Source organism: Streptomyces sp. NPDC002088, from assembly GCF_040296605.1.
Taxonomy (GTDB): Bacteria; Actinomycetota; Actinomycetes; order Streptomycetales; family Streptomycetaceae; genus Streptomyces.
Map to the genome: position 1 here is coordinate 387,158 of NZ_JBEOXO010000001.1, position 16,615 is coordinate 403,772.

General features: G+C 71.7%; 17 protein-coding genes and 1 pseudogene. 5 read left to right on the forward strand and 13 right to left on the reverse strand.

All coding sequences use genetic code 11. The annotated features are described in order from the left end of the window. Positions 1-3: 3 nt before the first annotated feature. The 3 genes and pseudogenes from ABT114_RS01735 to ABT114_RS01745 form a co-directional block, all read right to left on the reverse strand. Positions 4-1,020 (reverse strand): LLM class flavin-dependent oxidoreductase, encoded by a 1,017-nt coding sequence (locus tag ABT114_RS01735; RefSeq protein ID WP_351137420.1) that lies wholly within the window; start codon positions 1,018-1,020, stop codon positions 4-6. Between the two features lie 85 nt (positions 1,021-1,105). Next, the gene (locus ABT114_RS01740; protein WP_351138185.1) at positions 1,106-1,531 is read right to left on the reverse strand and encodes a (2Fe-2S) ferredoxin domain-containing protein; all 426 of its coding nucleotides are present in this window, start codon (positions 1,529-1,531) and stop codon (positions 1,106-1,108) included. Positions 1,532-1,663: 132 nt separating this feature from the next. Further along, positions 1,664-2,362 (reverse strand): annotated as a pseudogene (locus tag ABT114_RS01745) (right-handed parallel beta-helix repeat-containing protein); the annotation flags it as partial. Positions 2,363-2,485: 123 nt separating this feature from the next. Between ABT114_RS01745 and ABT114_RS01750 the strand changes: the two are divergent. Further along, the gene (locus ABT114_RS01750) at positions 2,486-2,977 is read left to right on the forward strand and encodes a phosphatase domain-containing protein (protein ID WP_351137422.1); all 492 of its coding nucleotides are present in this window, start codon (positions 2,486-2,488) and stop codon (positions 2,975-2,977) included. Between the two features lie 30 nt (positions 2,978-3,007). Here ABT114_RS01750 and ABT114_RS01755 read toward each other — a convergent pair whose 3' ends face one another. The 5 genes from ABT114_RS01755 to egtA form a co-directional block, all read right to left on the reverse strand. After that, entirely contained in the window at positions 3,008-3,223 is a 216-nt protein-coding gene (locus ABT114_RS01755) for a dodecin (RefSeq protein ID WP_351137424.1), read from the reverse strand. Positions 3,224-3,409: 186 nt separating this feature from the next. Beyond that, entirely contained in the window at positions 3,410-4,372 is a 963-nt protein-coding gene (gene egtD, locus ABT114_RS01760; RefSeq protein ID WP_351137426.1) for an L-histidine N(alpha)-methyltransferase, read from the reverse strand. Then, positions 4,369-5,160: an ergothioneine biosynthesis protein EgtC gene (egtC, locus tag ABT114_RS01765; protein ID WP_351137428.1), complete on the reverse strand. Its 792-nt coding sequence runs from the start codon at positions 5,158-5,160 to the stop codon at positions 4,369-4,371. The genes egtD and egtC overlap by 4 nt, the downstream gene beginning before the upstream one ends. After that, a complete protein-coding gene (gene egtB, locus ABT114_RS01770; RefSeq protein WP_351137430.1) occupies positions 5,160-6,476 on the reverse strand; it encodes an ergothioneine biosynthesis protein EgtB in 1,317 nt (438 codons plus the stop codon). Before egtB ends, egtC begins: the two co-directional genes overlap by 1 nt. Beyond that, a complete protein-coding gene (gene egtA / locus ABT114_RS01775) occupies positions 6,473-7,789 on the reverse strand; it encodes an ergothioneine biosynthesis glutamate--cysteine ligase EgtA (protein ID WP_351137432.1) in 1,317 nt (438 codons plus the stop codon). Before egtA ends, egtB begins: the two co-directional genes overlap by 4 nt. A 278-nt stretch (positions 7,790-8,067) precedes the next feature. Here egtA and ABT114_RS01780 point away from each other — a divergent pair, with 278 nt between their 5' ends. After that, positions 8,068-8,892 carry a TIGR02452 family protein gene (locus ABT114_RS01780; protein WP_351137434.1) on the forward strand — a complete coding sequence of 275 codons (825 nt, stop codon included), beginning with the start codon at positions 8,068-8,070 and terminating at the stop codon, positions 8,890-8,892. Between the two features lie 96 nt (positions 8,893-8,988). On the opposite strand, the gene ABT114_RS01785 is transcribed toward ABT114_RS01780, so the two are convergent. The 4 genes from ABT114_RS01785 to ABT114_RS01800 form a co-directional block, all read right to left on the reverse strand. Further along, positions 8,989-9,435: a type II toxin-antitoxin system PemK/MazF family toxin gene (locus tag ABT114_RS01785; RefSeq protein ID WP_351137436.1), complete on the reverse strand. Its 447-nt coding sequence runs from the start codon at positions 9,433-9,435 to the stop codon at positions 8,989-8,991. A gap of 57 nt (positions 9,436-9,492) precedes the next feature. Beyond that, the gene (locus tag ABT114_RS01790) at positions 9,493-10,974 is read right to left on the reverse strand and encodes an SPFH domain-containing protein (RefSeq protein WP_351137438.1); all 1,482 of its coding nucleotides are present in this window, start codon (positions 10,972-10,974) and stop codon (positions 9,493-9,495) included. 133 nt (positions 10,975-11,107) lie between these two features. Beyond that, positions 11,108-11,326, reverse strand: a complete 219-nt coding sequence (locus ABT114_RS01795) for an NfeD C-terminal domain-containing protein (protein ID WP_351137440.1) — start codon at positions 11,324-11,326, stop codon at positions 11,108-11,110. Between the two features lie 26 nt (positions 11,327-11,352). Further along, the gene (locus ABT114_RS01800) at positions 11,353-12,774 is read right to left on the reverse strand and encodes an amidase (protein ID WP_351137442.1); all 1,422 of its coding nucleotides are present in this window, start codon (positions 12,772-12,774) and stop codon (positions 11,353-11,355) included. Positions 12,775-13,023: 249 nt separating this feature from the next. Here ABT114_RS01800 and ABT114_RS01805 point away from each other — a divergent pair, with 249 nt between their 5' ends. Next, entirely contained in the window at positions 13,024-14,412 is a 1,389-nt protein-coding gene (locus tag ABT114_RS01805; protein WP_351137444.1) for a glycoside hydrolase family 43 protein, read from the forward strand. A gap of 437 nt (positions 14,413-14,849) precedes the next feature. Here the strand turns inward: ABT114_RS01805 and ABT114_RS01810 are convergent, their stop codons facing one another. Continuing rightward, complete coding sequence (locus tag ABT114_RS01810; protein ID WP_351137446.1) at positions 14,850-15,239, reverse strand: winged helix-turn-helix transcriptional regulator; 390 nt, start codon at positions 15,237-15,239, stop codon at positions 14,850-14,852. Between the two features lie 121 nt (positions 15,240-15,360). Here ABT114_RS01810 and ABT114_RS01815 point away from each other — a divergent pair, with 121 nt between their 5' ends. Together ABT114_RS01815 and ABT114_RS01820 are read left to right on the forward strand one after the other, a co-directional pair. Continuing rightward, the gene (locus ABT114_RS01815) at positions 15,361-16,014 is read left to right on the forward strand and encodes an FMN-dependent NADH-azoreductase (protein ID WP_351137448.1); all 654 of its coding nucleotides are present in this window, start codon (positions 15,361-15,363) and stop codon (positions 16,012-16,014) included. A gap of 61 nt (positions 16,015-16,075) precedes the next feature. Next, a complete protein-coding gene (locus ABT114_RS01820; protein WP_351137450.1) occupies positions 16,076-16,504 on the forward strand; it encodes a VOC family protein in 429 nt (142 codons plus the stop codon). Positions 16,505-16,615: the final 111 nt, after the last annotated feature.

Here is a 16,615-nt window from a genome sequence, read left to right on the forward strand (position 1 = left end):
CCCTCAAGGGCCGGTGGTCGTCGCCCGGTTCACGATTTTGGCGAGCCGCCGGTAGGAGTCCGACAGGGCCGCACGATCGTACGTGCTCGTGGTGACGAGCACCTCCTGCGCGCCCGTTTCCTTCAGGACCGTCTCCAGTTCGTGGGTGACCTGTTCCTCGGTGCCGGCGAGGTGGCCGGTGAGGCCGGAGTCGTAGAAGCCACGTTCCTTCGCGGTCATCGTGCGGGCCTCGACGGCCTCGGCCGGGGGCAGCGGCGGGAAGGTGCCGTGCGTGCGCGAGTACGCCATGGACCAGGCCTCCGGAACCAGCAGGCGCCGGGCCGCCTCCGGGGTCGCGGCCACCGCGATCGAGCCGGAGACGACGACGTACGGTTCCGGGGCCCAGGGGGAGGGGCGGAAGTGGGCGCGGTAGCGGTCGATGCCGCGCTGCATCTTCTCGCGGTTGCGGAGGTCGCCGATGACCATCGGCAGGCCCGCGCGGGCCGCGATGTCCGCGCCCTCGCCCATGGCCAGCACGAACGGCGGCACGGCCAGGCCCTCCGCGGGGCGCGCGTGCACCCCCGTCGGGGAGGTGCCGCGGAACCAGCCGAGCAGCTCCTCGAGTTGGCCCGCGAAGTCCTCGGCGTCGCCCTTGTCGTGCCCCAGCGCCCTGCGCACTCCGTCGGTGAACCCCACCGACCGGCCCAGACCCATGTCGATCCGCCCCGGGAAGAGTGACTCCAGCACCCCGAACTGCTCGGCCACGACCAGCGGCCGGTGGTTGGGCAGCATCACCCCGCCCGTGCCGACCCGGATGGTGCGGGTCGCGCCGGCCACGGCGGCGGCCAGCACGGTCGGCGCGGAGCCGGCCACACCGGGCACGCCATGGTGCTCCGACACCCAGAACCGGTGGTAGCCGAGCCGCTCCACCTCCTGCGCCAGCCGCACGGTGTCACGCAGCGCCTCGGCGGCCGGGCGGCCCTCCCGGGTGCGGGAGCGGTCGAGGACGGAGAAGCGGGCCGAGGCGATCACGGAGCTCATACCAGGTTCAACACCGAAGAGACCGCGGGATTCCCGTCGTCGCCCACCGTCAGCTGACGGACACAGGACATCGTCCGCGTGGGCCCTATCGGCGACGTGTACGCACCCGCGCCTCTCGCGGTGGCTGGATGAACTGCAACTCCAGCGTGACCGGCGGCTCGGCGACTCCCGGCCCGCCCGCGGCCGCCCACGCCAGGACCTCCTCCGTGCAGTCGTCGTCCATGGCGAACCCGATCCAGGTGGCCCGCCCGCCGGCCCGGCGCCCCGCGGCCGAGGGCTGGACGACGATGACGTTGGCCTGGTCGCAGGGGCCCAGGCAGTCGGTCGTACGGACCTGGAAGCCGTGCTCGGCCGCCGCCGCGCGCAGCCGCTCCAGCTGCCAGGTGTGGTCGGTTCCGGGGTGCTTGCGCGCGTCGCCGCAGCAGCAGCCCCGGCACACGACCAGGGTGCAGGGGCGCCGGCCGGCGGCGCCGATCAGGGACGTACGGGAGGCGGGAGGCACAGAAGGCATGGGAGAAGCATGATCCATTGCGTCTGTGCCATCCGGCGGAGGGCGGGTTTCAGAACCGGGCGCCGACGTTCGCGCCGTTGCGCGGGACGAGGAACGACGGGGCCGGGGGCAGGGAGCCGTCGGTGGCGCGGGGTCGAAGCCGTCGTCGACGTTGTTCCACAGCCGTGCGCCGCGCACGACGTTGCCCGTCCCGCTGCCCTCCTTGATGGCGAGGCCGTCAGCGCTCTCGCCGTTCTTGCGGGGGTCGCGGTTGCCGTAACTGTCCAGGTTCAGGATCTGGTTGTTGCTCGACGTGCCCTGGAGCTGGAAGCCGGACTCGTAGTTGTCGTGGGTGGACAGGTGCGCGAAGACGTTGCCGTTGCAGCTGTCGCAGTAGACGCCGTACGGACCGTTCACGATCTCCAGGTCGGAGATCCGCCAGTAGGAGGCCTCCTGGTGGATCGCCCCGCGGTCGGCCCGCGCGATGCTGCCGCCCACGGGGGTGTGGGAGGCGGGCAGCTGCTCGCCGTCGACGACCACGTGTTCGCCCTGGTAGGCGCCCAGGGTGATGGGCTGGGACGCGGTGCCGGAGGCGGTGATGGTGATGTTGTCCGTGAGGGCGTAGGTGCCGCCGCGTACGGCGATGACGTCGCCGGGCTCGGCCAGGTCCACGGCCCGCTGGATGGTCCTGAGCGGCTGGGCGAGGGTGCCGGCGGCCGAGTCGTCTCCGTTCGTGGCCACGACCAGGGTCGTGGTGGCGGCGGATGCCTCGCCCGCGGTTGCGGCCAACGCCGCCACCGACGCCACCGCCGTGGTCACCATCGCTGCCGTCCAGATCGATGTGTTGCGCATGCGGCTCTCCCGCTCCCTGAGATGTGTGCCTGTGTCGTCGCAGGGGGGAGTGGCCGCCGGGCGGGCGAAGGTTGCCGGGTGGGCGGAAGCAAGGGAGGAGAGGGGGCTGCTTAGGGTGGCGGTGTGACAGACAGCAGCAAGCGGCCGCTCGCGGTGTTCGATCTGGACAACACCCTCGCCGACACCGCGCACCGGCAGCGGTTCCTGGAGCGCACACCGCGCGACTGGGACGCCTTCTTCGCGGCCGCGCCGCACGACCCGCCGATCGCCGAGGGCGTGGCGCTGGCCGTGGAAAACGCGGGGGAGTGCGAGGTCGTCTATCTCACCGGGCGGCCCGAGCGATGCCGCCCGGACACGCTCGACTGGCTCGCGGCGCACGGGCTGCCCGAGGGGCGCGTGTACATGCGGCGCAATGACGACCGCCGGCCCGCCCGGCGTACCAAACTGGAGATCCTGCGCCGCCTCGCGCGCACCCGGGAGGTCCGGGTCCTCGTGGACGACGACGAACTGGTGTGCGACGACGCAGGACGGGCGGGGTTCACCGTCGTGCGGGCTCGCTGGAGCGCTCCGTCGGCCGTGCTGGAGGCCGCCCAGGAGCAGGAGGGGCGGACCTGAGGCCCGCGGTACCGTCCGGGAGCGGCGGCGTCAGTCCGCGTCGTCGATCCGGAAGCCGACCTTCAGGCCGACCTGCCAGTGCTCGATCACGCCGTTCTCGATCTGGCCGCGGACCTGGGTCACCTCGAACCAGTCCAGGTTGCGCAGAGTCTGCGAGGCGCGGGAGATGCCGTTACGGATGGCTTGGTCGACGCCCTCGTGCGAGGTGCCGACGATCTCGGTGACCCGGTAGGTGTGGTTCGTCATGCGGGTACTCCTCTCCGCCGTGACGTCCGAGACGCGCAGGGAGCATCACGTCCGTCGTGACGGTTGTGTCACGTCTCACTCCACCGTGCCCCAAGCTGCGCCGGAGCGCGAGGTGTCCGGTTCCTCGCCGGCGACGGGGCCCGCCGGGCCCACGGGCGCCGGCGGACCCGCGGTCCACGGCCGTGCTCAGCGCGCGGCGCTCAGCGACAGCGCGAAGCGGCCCTCCGCGTCCGTCCACCAGTGGGCCAACTCCAGCCCCACGGCCGCCAGTTCGCCGCGCACGCCCTCCTTCCGGAACTTCGCCGACACCTCGGTACGCAGCTCCTCACCGTCCTTGAAGTCGACGGCGAGGTCGAGTGCGGGGATCTTCACGGTCTGCTCGGTACGCGAGCGCAGCCGCATCTCGATCCACTCGTTCTCCGGGTCCCACAGGGCGACGTGCTCGAAGGCGCCGAGGTCGAAGTCGGCCCCCAGCTCGCGGTCGACGACGGCCAGGACGTTCTTGTTGAACTCGGCCGTCACCCCGGCCGCGTCGTCGTACGCCCGGACCAGGACCTGTTCGTCCTTGACCAGGTCCGTGCCCAGCAGCAGGGCGTCCCCGGGCGAGAGCAGCGCCCGTACGGACGCCAGGAACGCGGCACGCTCGGGCGGCAGCAGATTGCCGATCGTGCCGCCGAGGAACGCCACCAGCCGGGGGCCCGGCGTGTCCGGCAGCGTCAGCGCGGCGGTGAAGTCGGCGATCAGCGCGTGCACTTCGAGCCCCGGCCGCTCGGCGACCAGCGCCTGTCCGGCCTGGGTGAGGGCGCTCTCGCTGACGTCCACCGGGACATAGGTGCGCAGGTCGGTGAGGGCGTCGATCAGGTACCGGGTCTTCTCGGAGGACCCGGAGCCGAGTTCCACCAGAGTACGGGCCCGGGTCGCCGCCGCGATCTCGCCGGCCCGGGTGGCCAGGATCTCGCGCTCGGCGCGCGTGGGGTAGTACTCGTCCAGCTCGGTGATCTGCTCGAACAGCTCGCTGCCGTGCGCGTCGTAGAACCACTTCGGCGGCAGCGCCTTGGGGTCGGAGGTGAGGCCGAGCAGGACGTCCGCGCGCAGGGCGGCGTCCGTGGCGTCCTCGGGGAGGGTGCGGGTGATCTGGAACGGGCTCACGAACAGGGCTCCTTCAGGGATGCGGGTGCCGCCTCGGTGCTCGGTTCCTTGAGCGGGGTGAGCAGCACGTCCGTGCGGCTCGCCACGAGCAGCGTGCGGTCGGGGACCTGAAGCCAGTGCGGATCGTCGTCGTAGGGTTCGGAGGCCACGACGGTGCGTCGGCCGGGCTCCGCGAGGTACCAGAGGCTGTCTCCCCAGGTGGTCGCGGCGATGGTCTCGCCGTTGGTCAGCAGCAGGTTGAGGCGGGATCCCGGGGCCGCGGCGGCGACGTCGAGGACCGTGTCGGCCAGTGACTGGCCCTCGTCGTCGCCGCCGCGCAGCCGGTGCAGGACCAGCGCCCAGACAAGCGCCGAGTCGTTGCGCGCCTCCAGCGACAGCAGGTCCTCGGGCGGCAGGGTCCGGGAGGCGGCGGCCAGCGAGTGCGGCCAGCCCGCCACGGCGCCGTTGTGGCTGAACAGCCAGGGGCCCGTCGCGAACGGTGCCGCGGCGGCCTCCGCGTCGGCGCCCGCCAGGGTCGCGTCCCGGACCGCGGCGAGCAGCGCGGTGGTCCGTACGACCCGGGACAGGTCGGCGAAGGACAGGTCGGCCCAGATGGGCCCGGCGCGACGGTACCGGGCCGGCACCGGATCGCCCTCCGCGTACCAACCCACCCCGAAACCATCGGCGTTGACCGTCCCGTACCGCTGCCGTCGCGGCGCCCACGACTGGCGGTACAGGCCGTGCGGAGGCTCCACGAGAAGTCGGCCGAGCGGCTCGGCGGGGCCCAGGTACGCCAGATGCCGGCACATCAGACGGCCCCCGAGCGGGCGGTGCGGAAGCCGGCGAAGATCTGCCGCCGGATCGGGTAGTCCCAGTTGCGGAACGTGCCCCGGCAGGCCACCGGGTCCACGGCGAACGAGCCGCCGCGCAGCACCTTGTACTCGGGGCCGAAGAACACCTCCGAGTACTCCTTGTACGGGAACGCCCGGAACCCCGGGTACGGCTGCAGGTCGCTCGCCGTCCACTCCCACACGTCACCGATCAACTGCCGTACGCCGAGCGGCGACTCACCCGCCGGGTAGCTGCCGACGGGGGCCGGCCGCAGGTGCCGCTGGCCCAGGTTGGCGTGTTCCGGAGTCGGGTCCGCGTCGCCCCACGGGTAGCGCGTCGAGCGGTCGCCCGCCGGGTCGTGACGGGCCGCCTTCTCCCACTCGGCCTCGGTGGGCAGCCGCCGCCCGGCCCAGCGGGCGTAGGCGTCGGCCTCGTACCAGCTCACATGCAGCACCGGCTCATCGGGCGGCACCACCTCGGTGACGCCGAAGTGGCGACGCAGCCACTGCCTGCCGTCGCTGTGCCAGAACAGCGGGGCGGTGATGGAGTGCTTGCGGATGTGTGCCCAGCCCTCCGGCGACCACCAGCGCTCGGTGTCGTAGCCGCCGTCCTCGATGAACGCCTGGTACGCGGCGTTCGTCACCGGGGTCGTGTCGATGTGGAACGGCGCCACCTCGCGTCGGTGCGCCGGGCGTTCGTTGTCCAGCGCCCAGGGCTCGGTGGAGGTGCCCATCGTGAACGGGCCGCCGGGGACGAGGACTTCGGCCGGTCCCGTGAACAGCGGGGCGGGCTCCGGGTCCGGTGCCGTCAGGGCCTGCGGGCCTGTACGGAGCTGGTGGGTGATCAGCATCGTCTCGTCGTGCTGCTGTTCGTGCTGCGCGATCATCCCGAAGGCGAAGCCCGCCTCCGTCAGCCGCGTCCCGTGGAACGCGGTGCTCTCCAGTACGTCCAGGGCCCGGCCGCGCACCTCCGCCGCGTATGTGCGCGCCTCGGCTGGCGGCAGCAGCGGCAGCTTGGGCCGTTCGGAGCGCGGATGCTCGAAGGCGTCGTACAGGCTGTCGATCTCGGGTCGCATCGCCTCCCTGCCGGCGACCGTGCGCAGCAGCCACAGCTCCTCCTGGTTGCCGATGTGCGCGAGGTCCCACACCAGGGGCGACATCAGCGGGGAGTGCTGGGCGGTCAGATCGGGCTCGTCGACGCAGTCGGTCAGCAGCGTCGTGCGCTCACGGGCGGTGATCAGAGACGTCAGCGCGCGCTCGCGGAGGGTCTCGGCGTCGAGGGCGGGCTCGGTCATGTGCGGATGTCCTTCCACTGCACGCGACGGTCCGTGCCGCGCAGTCGGTCGAGCAGGTCGTCGGCGGGGCAGCGGCCCTGGAGCACATAGCGGTTCAGGAACGCCGTCACGGCGTCCGTGACCGCGGTGCCGGCGCCGAGCCGGGGCAGGGCCTCCAGGGCGGCGGTGAAACAGGTGACGGCGGCCTCGCGCAGTTCGGGATCGCCCAGCCCGTACCGGGCCGCGTCGGTCCACAGCGGGTTGTGCGGCGCGGGCAGGCCGTCGGTCCGTTCGGCCAGCGGCTTCACGGTCCGGTAGGCGGTCTCGGCGGCCTCCGGGTCGTCGAACAGGGCCGTGGTCACCGCGAGCGGCACGATCCACCCGTCGTCGCCGGGCTGTGCGTCGATCATGCGCAGCTCCAGATGGCCGTGCGGCCTGACCGGCGGGAACAGGGTCGTGACGTGGTAGTCGAGGTCCGCGCGGGTCGGCGGCCGCGGCGTCCCGGACCTGATCCACTCCCGGAAGGTCAGCCCGTCGGGCACGTCCCACGGGCCGTCGTCCCGGCGTACGCACATCACCGGCGCGTCCAGGACGTGCCGGGCCCAGGCGTCGCGCGGCTCGGCCTCCAGCGGGGGCGCGCCCGCCCGGCCGGCGCCGATCTCCGTCCAGATCAGCTGCCGGGTGGACATCCAGCCGGTGGGCCTGCCGGCGACCACGGGCGAGTTGGCGAAGGCGGCCACCAGGACCGGGCCCAGTGTGTGCGCCAGCCACCAGCGCCGCCCGTGCCCGAGGGCGCCCGGCTCCTCGTACCCGGCGTCCAGGCACACCTGGACCGAGGCCGAGGTGCACATCATGGCGCGGCCCGCCGGACCCGTGCGGTCCAGGCAGGTCTCCATGGCGTCGTAGCGCGGCTCGTGCAGGAACCGGCGGGGTCTGTGCCAGGGATCCGTGCCGATGCCGAGGAGGCCGAGGTCGTCCTCGCGGAGCACCGCGCGGACGGCGTCGAGGTCGGCGGAGACGGTACCGATGCACTCCATCAGGGAGGTGGCGGGCGGCGAGCTCAGCTCCAGCTGGCCGCCGGGCTCAATGGTGAGCGCCGACCTCAGGGGCACGGTCCGCAGTGCGGCGTAGGCCGCTTCGAGTCGTTCGGGTGAGACGGGGAGCTGCGGCAGGTGCAGCTCATGGACGAGCCATTCCACTTCCACCCCGAGGGTGCGGGGCGGTCCGGTCTTGAAGCAGATGCCCCGGACCAGGGCTTCCACCTCGGCTTCGGTGACGGCGGTGCGGTTCTGCGTACAGTCGCCTTCCGTGCAGTCACTCATTGAATCGGACATGTCAGGATCCTCCTGAGATTCCACCGGTCCGCCGGCCCTCGGGTCGACGAGGCGGCGTCGGCGCTCGTCCCACCCAAGACCGTCGAGTCGAATCGCACAAGGGTGCACATCGTCATCTTCAGGACACGTAACCTCCCATCCCGGAGTGTTTCCGAGGCCGGGAAACTCTGTTGCACAGCAAGACCAGCATCGCTCACGATGCGTTCATGAGCACGACGGGGGGAGATCGCGGGGGAGATCGCGCAGGCCGCGTTCGTGGCGCGTACGGGGGTCGCGCCGTGAGCGCGCGCCTGCGCGGCATCGCCCGCGAGACGGAGCAGATCGTGGCGGCGGGGGCGTACCGCGCGCCCGGCGGGCACGAGGTGTCCGTCGCCGCGGCGGTCGAGGCCGCGCGGAGCGGTACGCGGATGTACGGGCCGGAACCGGTGCAGGTGTCAGCGACTCCGCCCGCGGACACGTTCTTCGAGGTCACCGGCGAGAGCAGCCTGGAGGCCGCCCGTCGTCTGGCCGCCCCGGTAGCCGTCCTGAACTTCTCTTCCGCCCGCAATCCCGGCGGCGGTTACCTCAACGGCGCCCAGGCCCAGGAGGAGGCCCTGTGCCGCGCCTCCGCGCTGTACACGTGCCTGCTCCAGGCACGTGAGTTCTACGACCACCACCGCACCCACCGGGACCCGTTCTACACGGACCGGGTCATCCACGCCCCGGCCGTTCCCGTCTTCCGCGACGACCGGGGCCGGCTCCTGGACGAGCCTTTCACCGCCGGATTCCTGACCGCGGCCGCGCCGAACGCGGGAGTCGTACTGCGCACGGCCCCCGAGCGCGCGTCCGAGCTGCCGCACGCCCTGTCCGTACGGGCCGAGCGGGTCCTGGAGACGGCCGCGGCGCACCGCTACCGCAGGCTCGTGCTCGGCGCCTGGGGGTGCGGGGTGTTCCGCAACGACCCGGTGCAGGTGGCGGCCGCCTTCCGGGCGCTGCTCGGCCCCGGCGGCCGGTTCGCCGGGACCTTCGAACACGTGGTGTTCGGCGTGCTGGACCGCACGCCGGGGGCGGTGATCCGGGCGGCCTTCGTACAGGCGTTCCCGACCCGTCAGTTCCAGCCGTAGCGCGTACGGGGGCTCCGGGCGCCGGCTCCGGCCGTAGCGCGTAGGGGGTTGCCCGGCATCGGCTCCCGGCGGAGCGGCTACGGCGTTCCCCGCCCGTCAGCTCCAGCCGTAGCGCTCCCGCAGCCGGTGCCGGACCAGGTTGAAGCGCATCCGGTCCAGGGCGCATGCCTCCCGGCGCATGCCCTCCTCGTGCAGCCGCAGCACCCGGTCCACGTCCACCCACGAGTCGCGTCCCGACCGGTCCCATGGGCCGCTGCCGATCGGCACCCACTCCCGGTCGCCGTCGTGCCGCTTGCTGGAGAGCTGGACGGCGAGCAGTGTCCCCGCGGCCTCGCGGGCGACGACGAGCACCGGGCGGTCCTTGCCCCGGCCGTCGTTCTCCTCGAAGGGCACCCACGTCCACACTATCTCCCCGGGATCGGGGTCGCCGTCGTGTGCGGGCGCGTACTCGGTGTGCACTTTGCCGACCTCGCGGGGGTCGGCCTCGGTGGTCGCGGTGGGGCCGTGGCGGCCGGGGACGTTCTCATCGGTAAACGCAGTCACGAGGCGTACCGTACGGGACTTGGGCGTACGGCGGCCGACCGCCGTACGCCCCGGGTGTCAGCTGCCTTCCACCGTCACCTTCTGCGACGGCGGGGTCGCGATCCCGTTCAGGGACGAAGTCCCGTTCGTGCTCTGTCCGTTCTGGTTCATGGACGCCAGCAGCTGGCGGGCCAGACCCAGCCCGGTCCCGCCCATCGTGAGTGCCTTGGCGAACAACTCGGCCATGCCGTCGGCGCCGTTGAGCAGCACCATGTTGTCGACGTTGCCGAAGGCGGACGCGCCGGCCTTGACGATCTCCGGCCAGTTCTCGGCGAGTTGCTGGGCGACGACCGCCTCCTGGTTCTCGGCGAGGGCGGCGGCACGGGCCTTGATGGCCTCCGCCTCGGCGAGACCCTGGGCCTTGGTCGCCTCGGCCTCCGCCAGACCCTTGGCCTGGGCCGCGGCAGCCTCGGCCTCACCGGTTGCCCGGGTCGCCGTGGCGGCCGCGGCACCCCGTGCCTTGGTCGCCTCGGCCTCGGCACTGGCGGCCGTCTTGACGCGGGTCGCCTCGGCCGCCGCCGCGAGTTCCGTCTCCTTCGCCTTGGCCTGCGCCGCCGAGATCCGCGCGTCACGCTCGGCCTCGGCCAGCGTGCGCTTCTCGTAGGCCTTGGCGTCCGCGGGCTTGCGGACGTCCGCCTGGAGCTGCTGTTCCCGGCGGTTGGCCTCCAACTCCGCGACCCGGGTCTCCTGGACGACGACCTCCTGCCGGGCGGCGGCGTCGGCGAGCGGGCCGGACTGCCGTGCCTTGGCCGCCGCATGGTCGCGCTCCGCCTGGTAGCCGGCCTGGAGGATCTCGCTGTCCCGGGTGGCCTGCGCCATCCGCGCGAAGGACTGCTGCTCGGCCTCGGTGGCGAGACGATTCGCCTCCGCCTGTGCGATACGTGCGTCCCGCTGGACGGCCGCGGCGTGCGGCATCGCCAGGTTCTGGATGTACCCGGTCGGGTCCTCGATCTCGTGGATCTGCAGCGAGTCGACGATCAGGCCCAGCTTCTCCATCTCCGTGCCGCAGGCGGCCCGGGTCTGCCCGGTGAGCTTCTCCCGGTCGCGGATCATGTCCTCGACCGTCAACCCGCCCACGATGGACCGCAGATGACCGGCGAAGACGTTGTGTACCCGCTCCGACATCAGTTTCTGCTGGTCCAGGAAGCGGCGGCCCGCGTTGGCGATCGACACGAAGTCGTCGCCCACCTTGAAGATGACCACGCCCCGCACCTTGAGCGGAATGCCCTGGTGGGTCACGCAGTCCACATGCAACTCGGTCTCGTTCAGGTCGAGCGAGAGCTTGCGCACCGCCTGCACACCGGGCAGCACCAACGTGCCGCGCCCGGTGACGATGCGGAATCCCATGCCCTCCTCGAGCCCCTCGGTCCGGTGCTTGGACCCGGAGATGATGAGCGCCTCGTTGGGTTCCGCGACCCGCCACATCATCTTGAACACACCGATCAGAACGAGGACGGCACATACGGCCACCCCCGCAACGACGCCGACGACCATCGGCATACGCCCCCTTTGCATGGTGCCCTTTCGGCACCGAACGAAGGGAGTGTGCTCCTGTGCAAGCCCGGGGAGAAGACGCTGACGGATCTTTGTCGCAACCTTGACGCAGACGGCTCTCACCTGCGGAGGGGCGGGCTCAACTGTCGTATGCGGCAGTCACGTAGACCGTGCGCGGCGGCAGATACTCCACCACCATCACCACCGTGCCCCGCTCGATCCGGTCCGTCCCGGTGGCGGGATACGCCAGGAAGTGCTCGGCCCCGCCGCGCACCCGGACGATCACCTCACCGACCAGCCCGGGCCCGACCGTCCCGGTGACCCGCCCCATCAGACCCACCATCGACGCGTCGTCCATGGCCACAGCCTACGGGCGGAACGCCCTCACGCCGCCGGGGAATCCAGCGCGGCGAGCTCCGGCCACCGCTCGTGCCAGCGCAGGTCCGCCTCCAACTGGGCGGCGAGCGAGACGAGCAGGGGCTCGCTGTTCGCCGGGCCGAGCAGTTGCGCCCCCACCGGCAGGCCCCCGTCGACGAAGCCGGCGGGGACGTTGACGCCGGGCCAGCCCAGGACGTTCCACGGCCAGGCATAGGGGCAGGCGGCGATCATGGCGCGGTCGGTGGCCAGGCCGCCCAGGCCGAGCATGGCGCCGATGCGGGGCGGCGGAGCGGCGGTCGTCGGCGCGAGGACCACGTCGTACGTCTCGAAGAATCCGCCGATACGGCGGTGCAGGACCGCCTCGGCGCGCCGGGCCGCCCGCAGCGGTGCCCCGCCGAGCAGCCGGCCGAGCCGTGCGGCGCCGTGGGTGCGCGGATCGAGCAGCGCGGGGAAGGGCACCTGCGCGACCCGCTCGGCGATTCCGGCCGTGGCGCGCGGCACGAACGTCAGCCCGATCCCACCGTACGGCGGATCGGCCTCCTCGACGGAGTGTCCCGACGCGGCGAGTTTCTCGGCGAGTTCGACGACCCGGGCGCGCACCTCCGGCAGCAGCCGCGCGGGCGCCGCGGTGAACGGCGGCTTCAGGGCGAGCGCGATGCGCAGCCGTCCGGGATCGCGGCCCACGGCCGCCGAGATGTCGAGCGGGGGCGGTTGGTGCGGGTCGAGGGCGTGGTTGCCGCTCGCCGCGTCCAGCAGCAGGGCGGCGTCCGCGACCGTACGGGCCAGGGTGCCGTTGACCGTGATGCCCTGGAAGGACTCGCCGAGCGGCCAGGTCGAGATCCGCCCGCGCTGTGGCTTGATGCCGACGAGATGGGTCCAGGAGGCCGGGATCCGCACCGAGCCGGCGCCGTCCGAGCCGAGCGCCGCCGGCACGAGACCGGCGGCGACCGCGGCGGCGGAACCACCGGACGATCCGCCCGGCGTGTGCTCCGTGCTCCAGGGGTTGCGGGTCGCGCCGAAGGCGGGCCCCTCGGTGAAGGGCCACTGCCCGAGCTCGCACGTGTTGGTCTTGCCGACGACGACGGCCCCGGCCGCGCGCAGCCGCCGTACCGCCTCCCCGTCCTCGGCGACCGGCGGGAACTCACCCGGACAGCCGAACGCGGTCGGCTCACCCGCCACGTCCATGTCGTCCTTCACGGCCACGGGCACCCCGAGCAGCGGGCGGCGCACCCCGGCGGCCAGCTCCTCGTCCGCCGCCGCGGCCTCGGCGAGCGCCGCCTCGGTCCGTACGATCCGGAAGGCGTTGAGGGTGTTCTGCGTGGCCCCGATCCGGGCCAGGGCGTCCTCGACGAGCGCACGGGACGTCACCTCCCCGGCGGCCAGCGCGCGGGCGGTCTCCGCCAGGCCGGCGGAACGGTCGAGCGTCATACGGGACTCCTCCGGGACTCCTGCGGGACTCCGATCTCTACCGAACGGTAACGTCTGGCGGCACGGCGATGGAATGTCCCACGCGGGGGAGGGGACTTGGCTGGACAGAGCCGCCCGCCACAGGTTTCCCACAAGGCTCACCAGGTCGTGTGCAAAGCATTGACGCGCCTGGGTCCCACCCCTACTTTCTGATCGCATTTCCGAACCGTGTTCGGAATATCGAACATGCGAGTCGAGGGAGAGCCGCACGTGACCACACGTCCCCCCACCCCGTCCCGCCGCGCCCTGCTGCGCGCGATGGCCGCACTGCCCGCCTCGGCCGTCCTCCTGGGCGGCCTGCCGGAACTGACCGGAACGGCCGCCGCAGCCGCACCGGCCTCCGGCTCCGCCACCCGCTACACCATCGTCCCGTTCCTCAACAGCAACGACGGCACGGTCAACGTCTACCAGTCGGACGACGCCACCGACTTCCGGCTCGTGCAGGCCTCCGCCTACACCCCGCCGAGCAACCGCATCCGCGACGCCAGTGTCTTCAAGCACACCAACGGCTACTACTACATCACCTACACCACCCACACCTGGCAGGACGTCAGCACCACGATCGGCTTCGCCCGCAGCGCCGATCGGGTCAACTGGACGTTCCTGTACGACTACACGGTCCCGATCACCAACCTCTCCCGCGCCTGGGCACCCGAGTGGTACGTCGACAGCGACGGCAGCGTGAACGTCATCGTGTCCTGCTCGACCACCGACGACGAGTGGATCTTCACGCCGTACCTGCTGAAGGCCACCAACTCTGGTCTCACGTCGTGGAGTTCGCCGGTGGCCCTGTCCGGCATCGGCAGCAACCACATCGACACGTTCATCGTGAAGGTCGGCTCCACCTACCACGCTTTCACCAAGAACGAGACGACCAAGTACATCGAGTACGCCACCGCCTCGAACCTCACCGGCCCGTACACCATCTCCAGAACCGGCGACTGGGCGGGCTGGGGCAGCTACCGCGAGGGCCCGGCCCTCGTGCAGCTCGACAACGGCGGCTGGCGCATCTTCTTCGACGGCTACGGCGACGGGAACTACTACTACAGCGACAGCTACGACACCTTCGCCACCTGGAGCGCCCCGCAGGCGCTGGCGGGCATCTCGGGCACCGCACGCCACTTCACCGTGATCAAGGAGACGGTCTCGGGCGGCGTGAGCCTGTCGAAGAACGTCTCCCGTTCCCTCCAGTCGGTCAACTACACGACGCGGTACTGGCAGGAGCAGTCCTCCCTCCTCAACCTTCCGGTGGTGACCAGCTCCAGCACCACCGCCGAGAAGCAGGCCTCCGCCTTCACCGTCGTCGCCGGCCTCGCCGACGCCAACGGCTGCTCCTTCCGCGACTCCTCCGGCAACTACCTGCGCCACTACGCCTTCCGGGGCCGCTTCGACGCGAACGACGGCACGGCGGCATTCGCCAAGGACGCGACATTCATCGCCAGGACGGGTACGACGAGCGGCTCGGTCCGCTTCGAGTCGTACAACTACCCCGGCTACTACCTTCGCCACTACAACTACCAACTACGGGTGGAACCGACGAGCGCGACAGACTTGTTCCGGCAGGACAGTTCGTTCGTACCGGTGACGGCCTGGGCCTGAGCTGCACCCCGCCGGGGAGACGCTCGTGCACCGGTGCGCGGCGTCTCAGCGGCAGGGGCAGAGCGCATGCGAGGCGCCGGCATGGCAACAGACGGTCTCGTGGACCCCGGTGAAACGCAGCCGGGGCAGCCGGCGGCGTCGCGTTCCCCTGCGGAGCCGAGCAGTGCAACCGACGTGCAACGGGTCCCGTTCGGGGCGGTGACATCCTGGGCCTGAGCGAGCAGCGCCGCTGCTCGCCGCGTCGGTTCATGCCGCTCCACGCATGGCCTTCCGGTGCAGCCCAGCCACAGGCGTGCGCGATGTCGGCGCCGAGAGCGACCGTGTCCCGTACGGCGGTGGTGACGCCGTCGGCGGGCGGGCCGGCGGCAGGCGACGCCCGCCGCTGTGCGTAAAAGGGTTCCGATCGGGGAGCCCTCGCGGCGTGACGCACGGCTCCGTCAGCAGTTCGTCGGCGCGTCCATGCATGGCTCGTTGCCCGGCAGGTGCGCCTCGGCCCACTGGCGCAGCTCCTCCAGGGCTGGTGCCAGAGCCGCCCCCGCCCCGGTGAGCCGATAGGAGACCCGCAGCGGCGGCCCCTCGTCGACCTCGCGCACGACGAGCCCGGCTGTGCCGAGCTCCGTCAGCCGGTCCGACAGCATGCGCTCACTGATGCCGGGAATGGCCCGGCGCAGGTCGGCGAAGTACCCCGGCCCTCCGAGCAGGACGGACACGATCGGTCCGGTCCACCTCTTCCCCAGCAGGCCGAAGACGCGCGTGATGCCGTCGTCCACGCGCGAGCAGGCCGCAGGGCTGTGGGCCACTTCATTCTGGACCCCGTCGATCGCCATACCCCCAGGATACTGCCTTCACGTGCGGGGATGAAAAATAGTAAGTACCTGTGTTATTCATAGCTAGGTACGAAACCTCAGCCCGCCTTCCCGGTCGGGCACGCTTTCTCTGGAGACACTCATGGCCACGCTGCTGCACATCGACTCGTCCGTGTTCCCCCAGGGGGCGTCCGCGTCCCGTTCCGTCACCGACGCCTTCCGCAAGACCTGGGAGGAGCAGCACCCCGAGGGCACGGTGATCTACCGCGACCTCGCCGCGAACCCCGTCCCGCACATCACCGCCGACGCCCACACCGCCGGCTTCGCCGACCCCGCCACGCACACGCCCGAGCAGGCCGCCGCCTTCGCCGAGCGCGTGCAGCTCATAGCGGAGCTGGAGCAGGCGGACGCGGTGGTGATCGGTGCCCCGATGTACAACTTCACGATTCCGTCGACCCTCAAGGCGTGGCTGGACAACGTGGCCCTCGTGGGCCGCACCGCCATGACCGAGGAGTCGAAGGTCAAGGGCACCCCGGTCACCGTGGTCGCCAGCCGTGGCGGCTCCTACGCCCCCGGCACCCCGCGCGAGGGCTACGAGTACGTGCAGAACTTCCTGGAGGCCATCCTGCGCGACATGCTCGCCCTGGATGTCGACTTCATCGTCCCCGAGCTCACCATGGCCCCGCACAACGAGGCGATGTCCGAGCTGGTCCCGCTCTTCGAGGCCTCCCGCGAGCGCGCCCACCAGGACGCGATCGTCAAGGCCAAGGAGGTCGTGGAGCGCCTCGCGGCGTGACCGACGCGCGGTCGTCTCCACCTCCCGAATCCCGGCCGGCGCTCACGGCACAGTGGTGGACATGAACGCAGACGACAGGAAGGGCCTGGCCGGCGCGGCGCACGTGGCGACGAGACTGCCGGCCCAGGACCTGGACCGGGCCCGGCGTTTCTACTCCGAGCGGCTCGGTCTGGAACCCGTCGACGAACGGCCCGGTGGACTGCTGTACCGGTGCGGAGACACGGAGTTCGCACTCTTCCGTTCGACGGGCGCCTCTCCCGGCACGTTCACACAGATGGCGTGGACGGTCGAGGACATCGAGACGGTCGTGTCGGAACTCGGCCGGCGCGGCGTGGTGTTCGAAGAGGTCGACGTACCCGGGTTTCGAACGCGGGGCGGGATCGCCGAGGTCGAAGGCAACTACCCGAGCACAGGCGCCCGGGGGGAGCGCGGCGCCTGGTTCCGTGACAGCGAGGGGAACCTGCTGGGCATCGGTCAGCCGGTCGTCTGAGGAGACCGCGTGAGGTGTCTGCGGCCTGTTCCATGGGGTGGTGAGGACCATCCCTGTGGAACAGGCCGTGCCGTCGTCACGCCGGTGTGGCCCGATTTCGGCAAGCCGTTG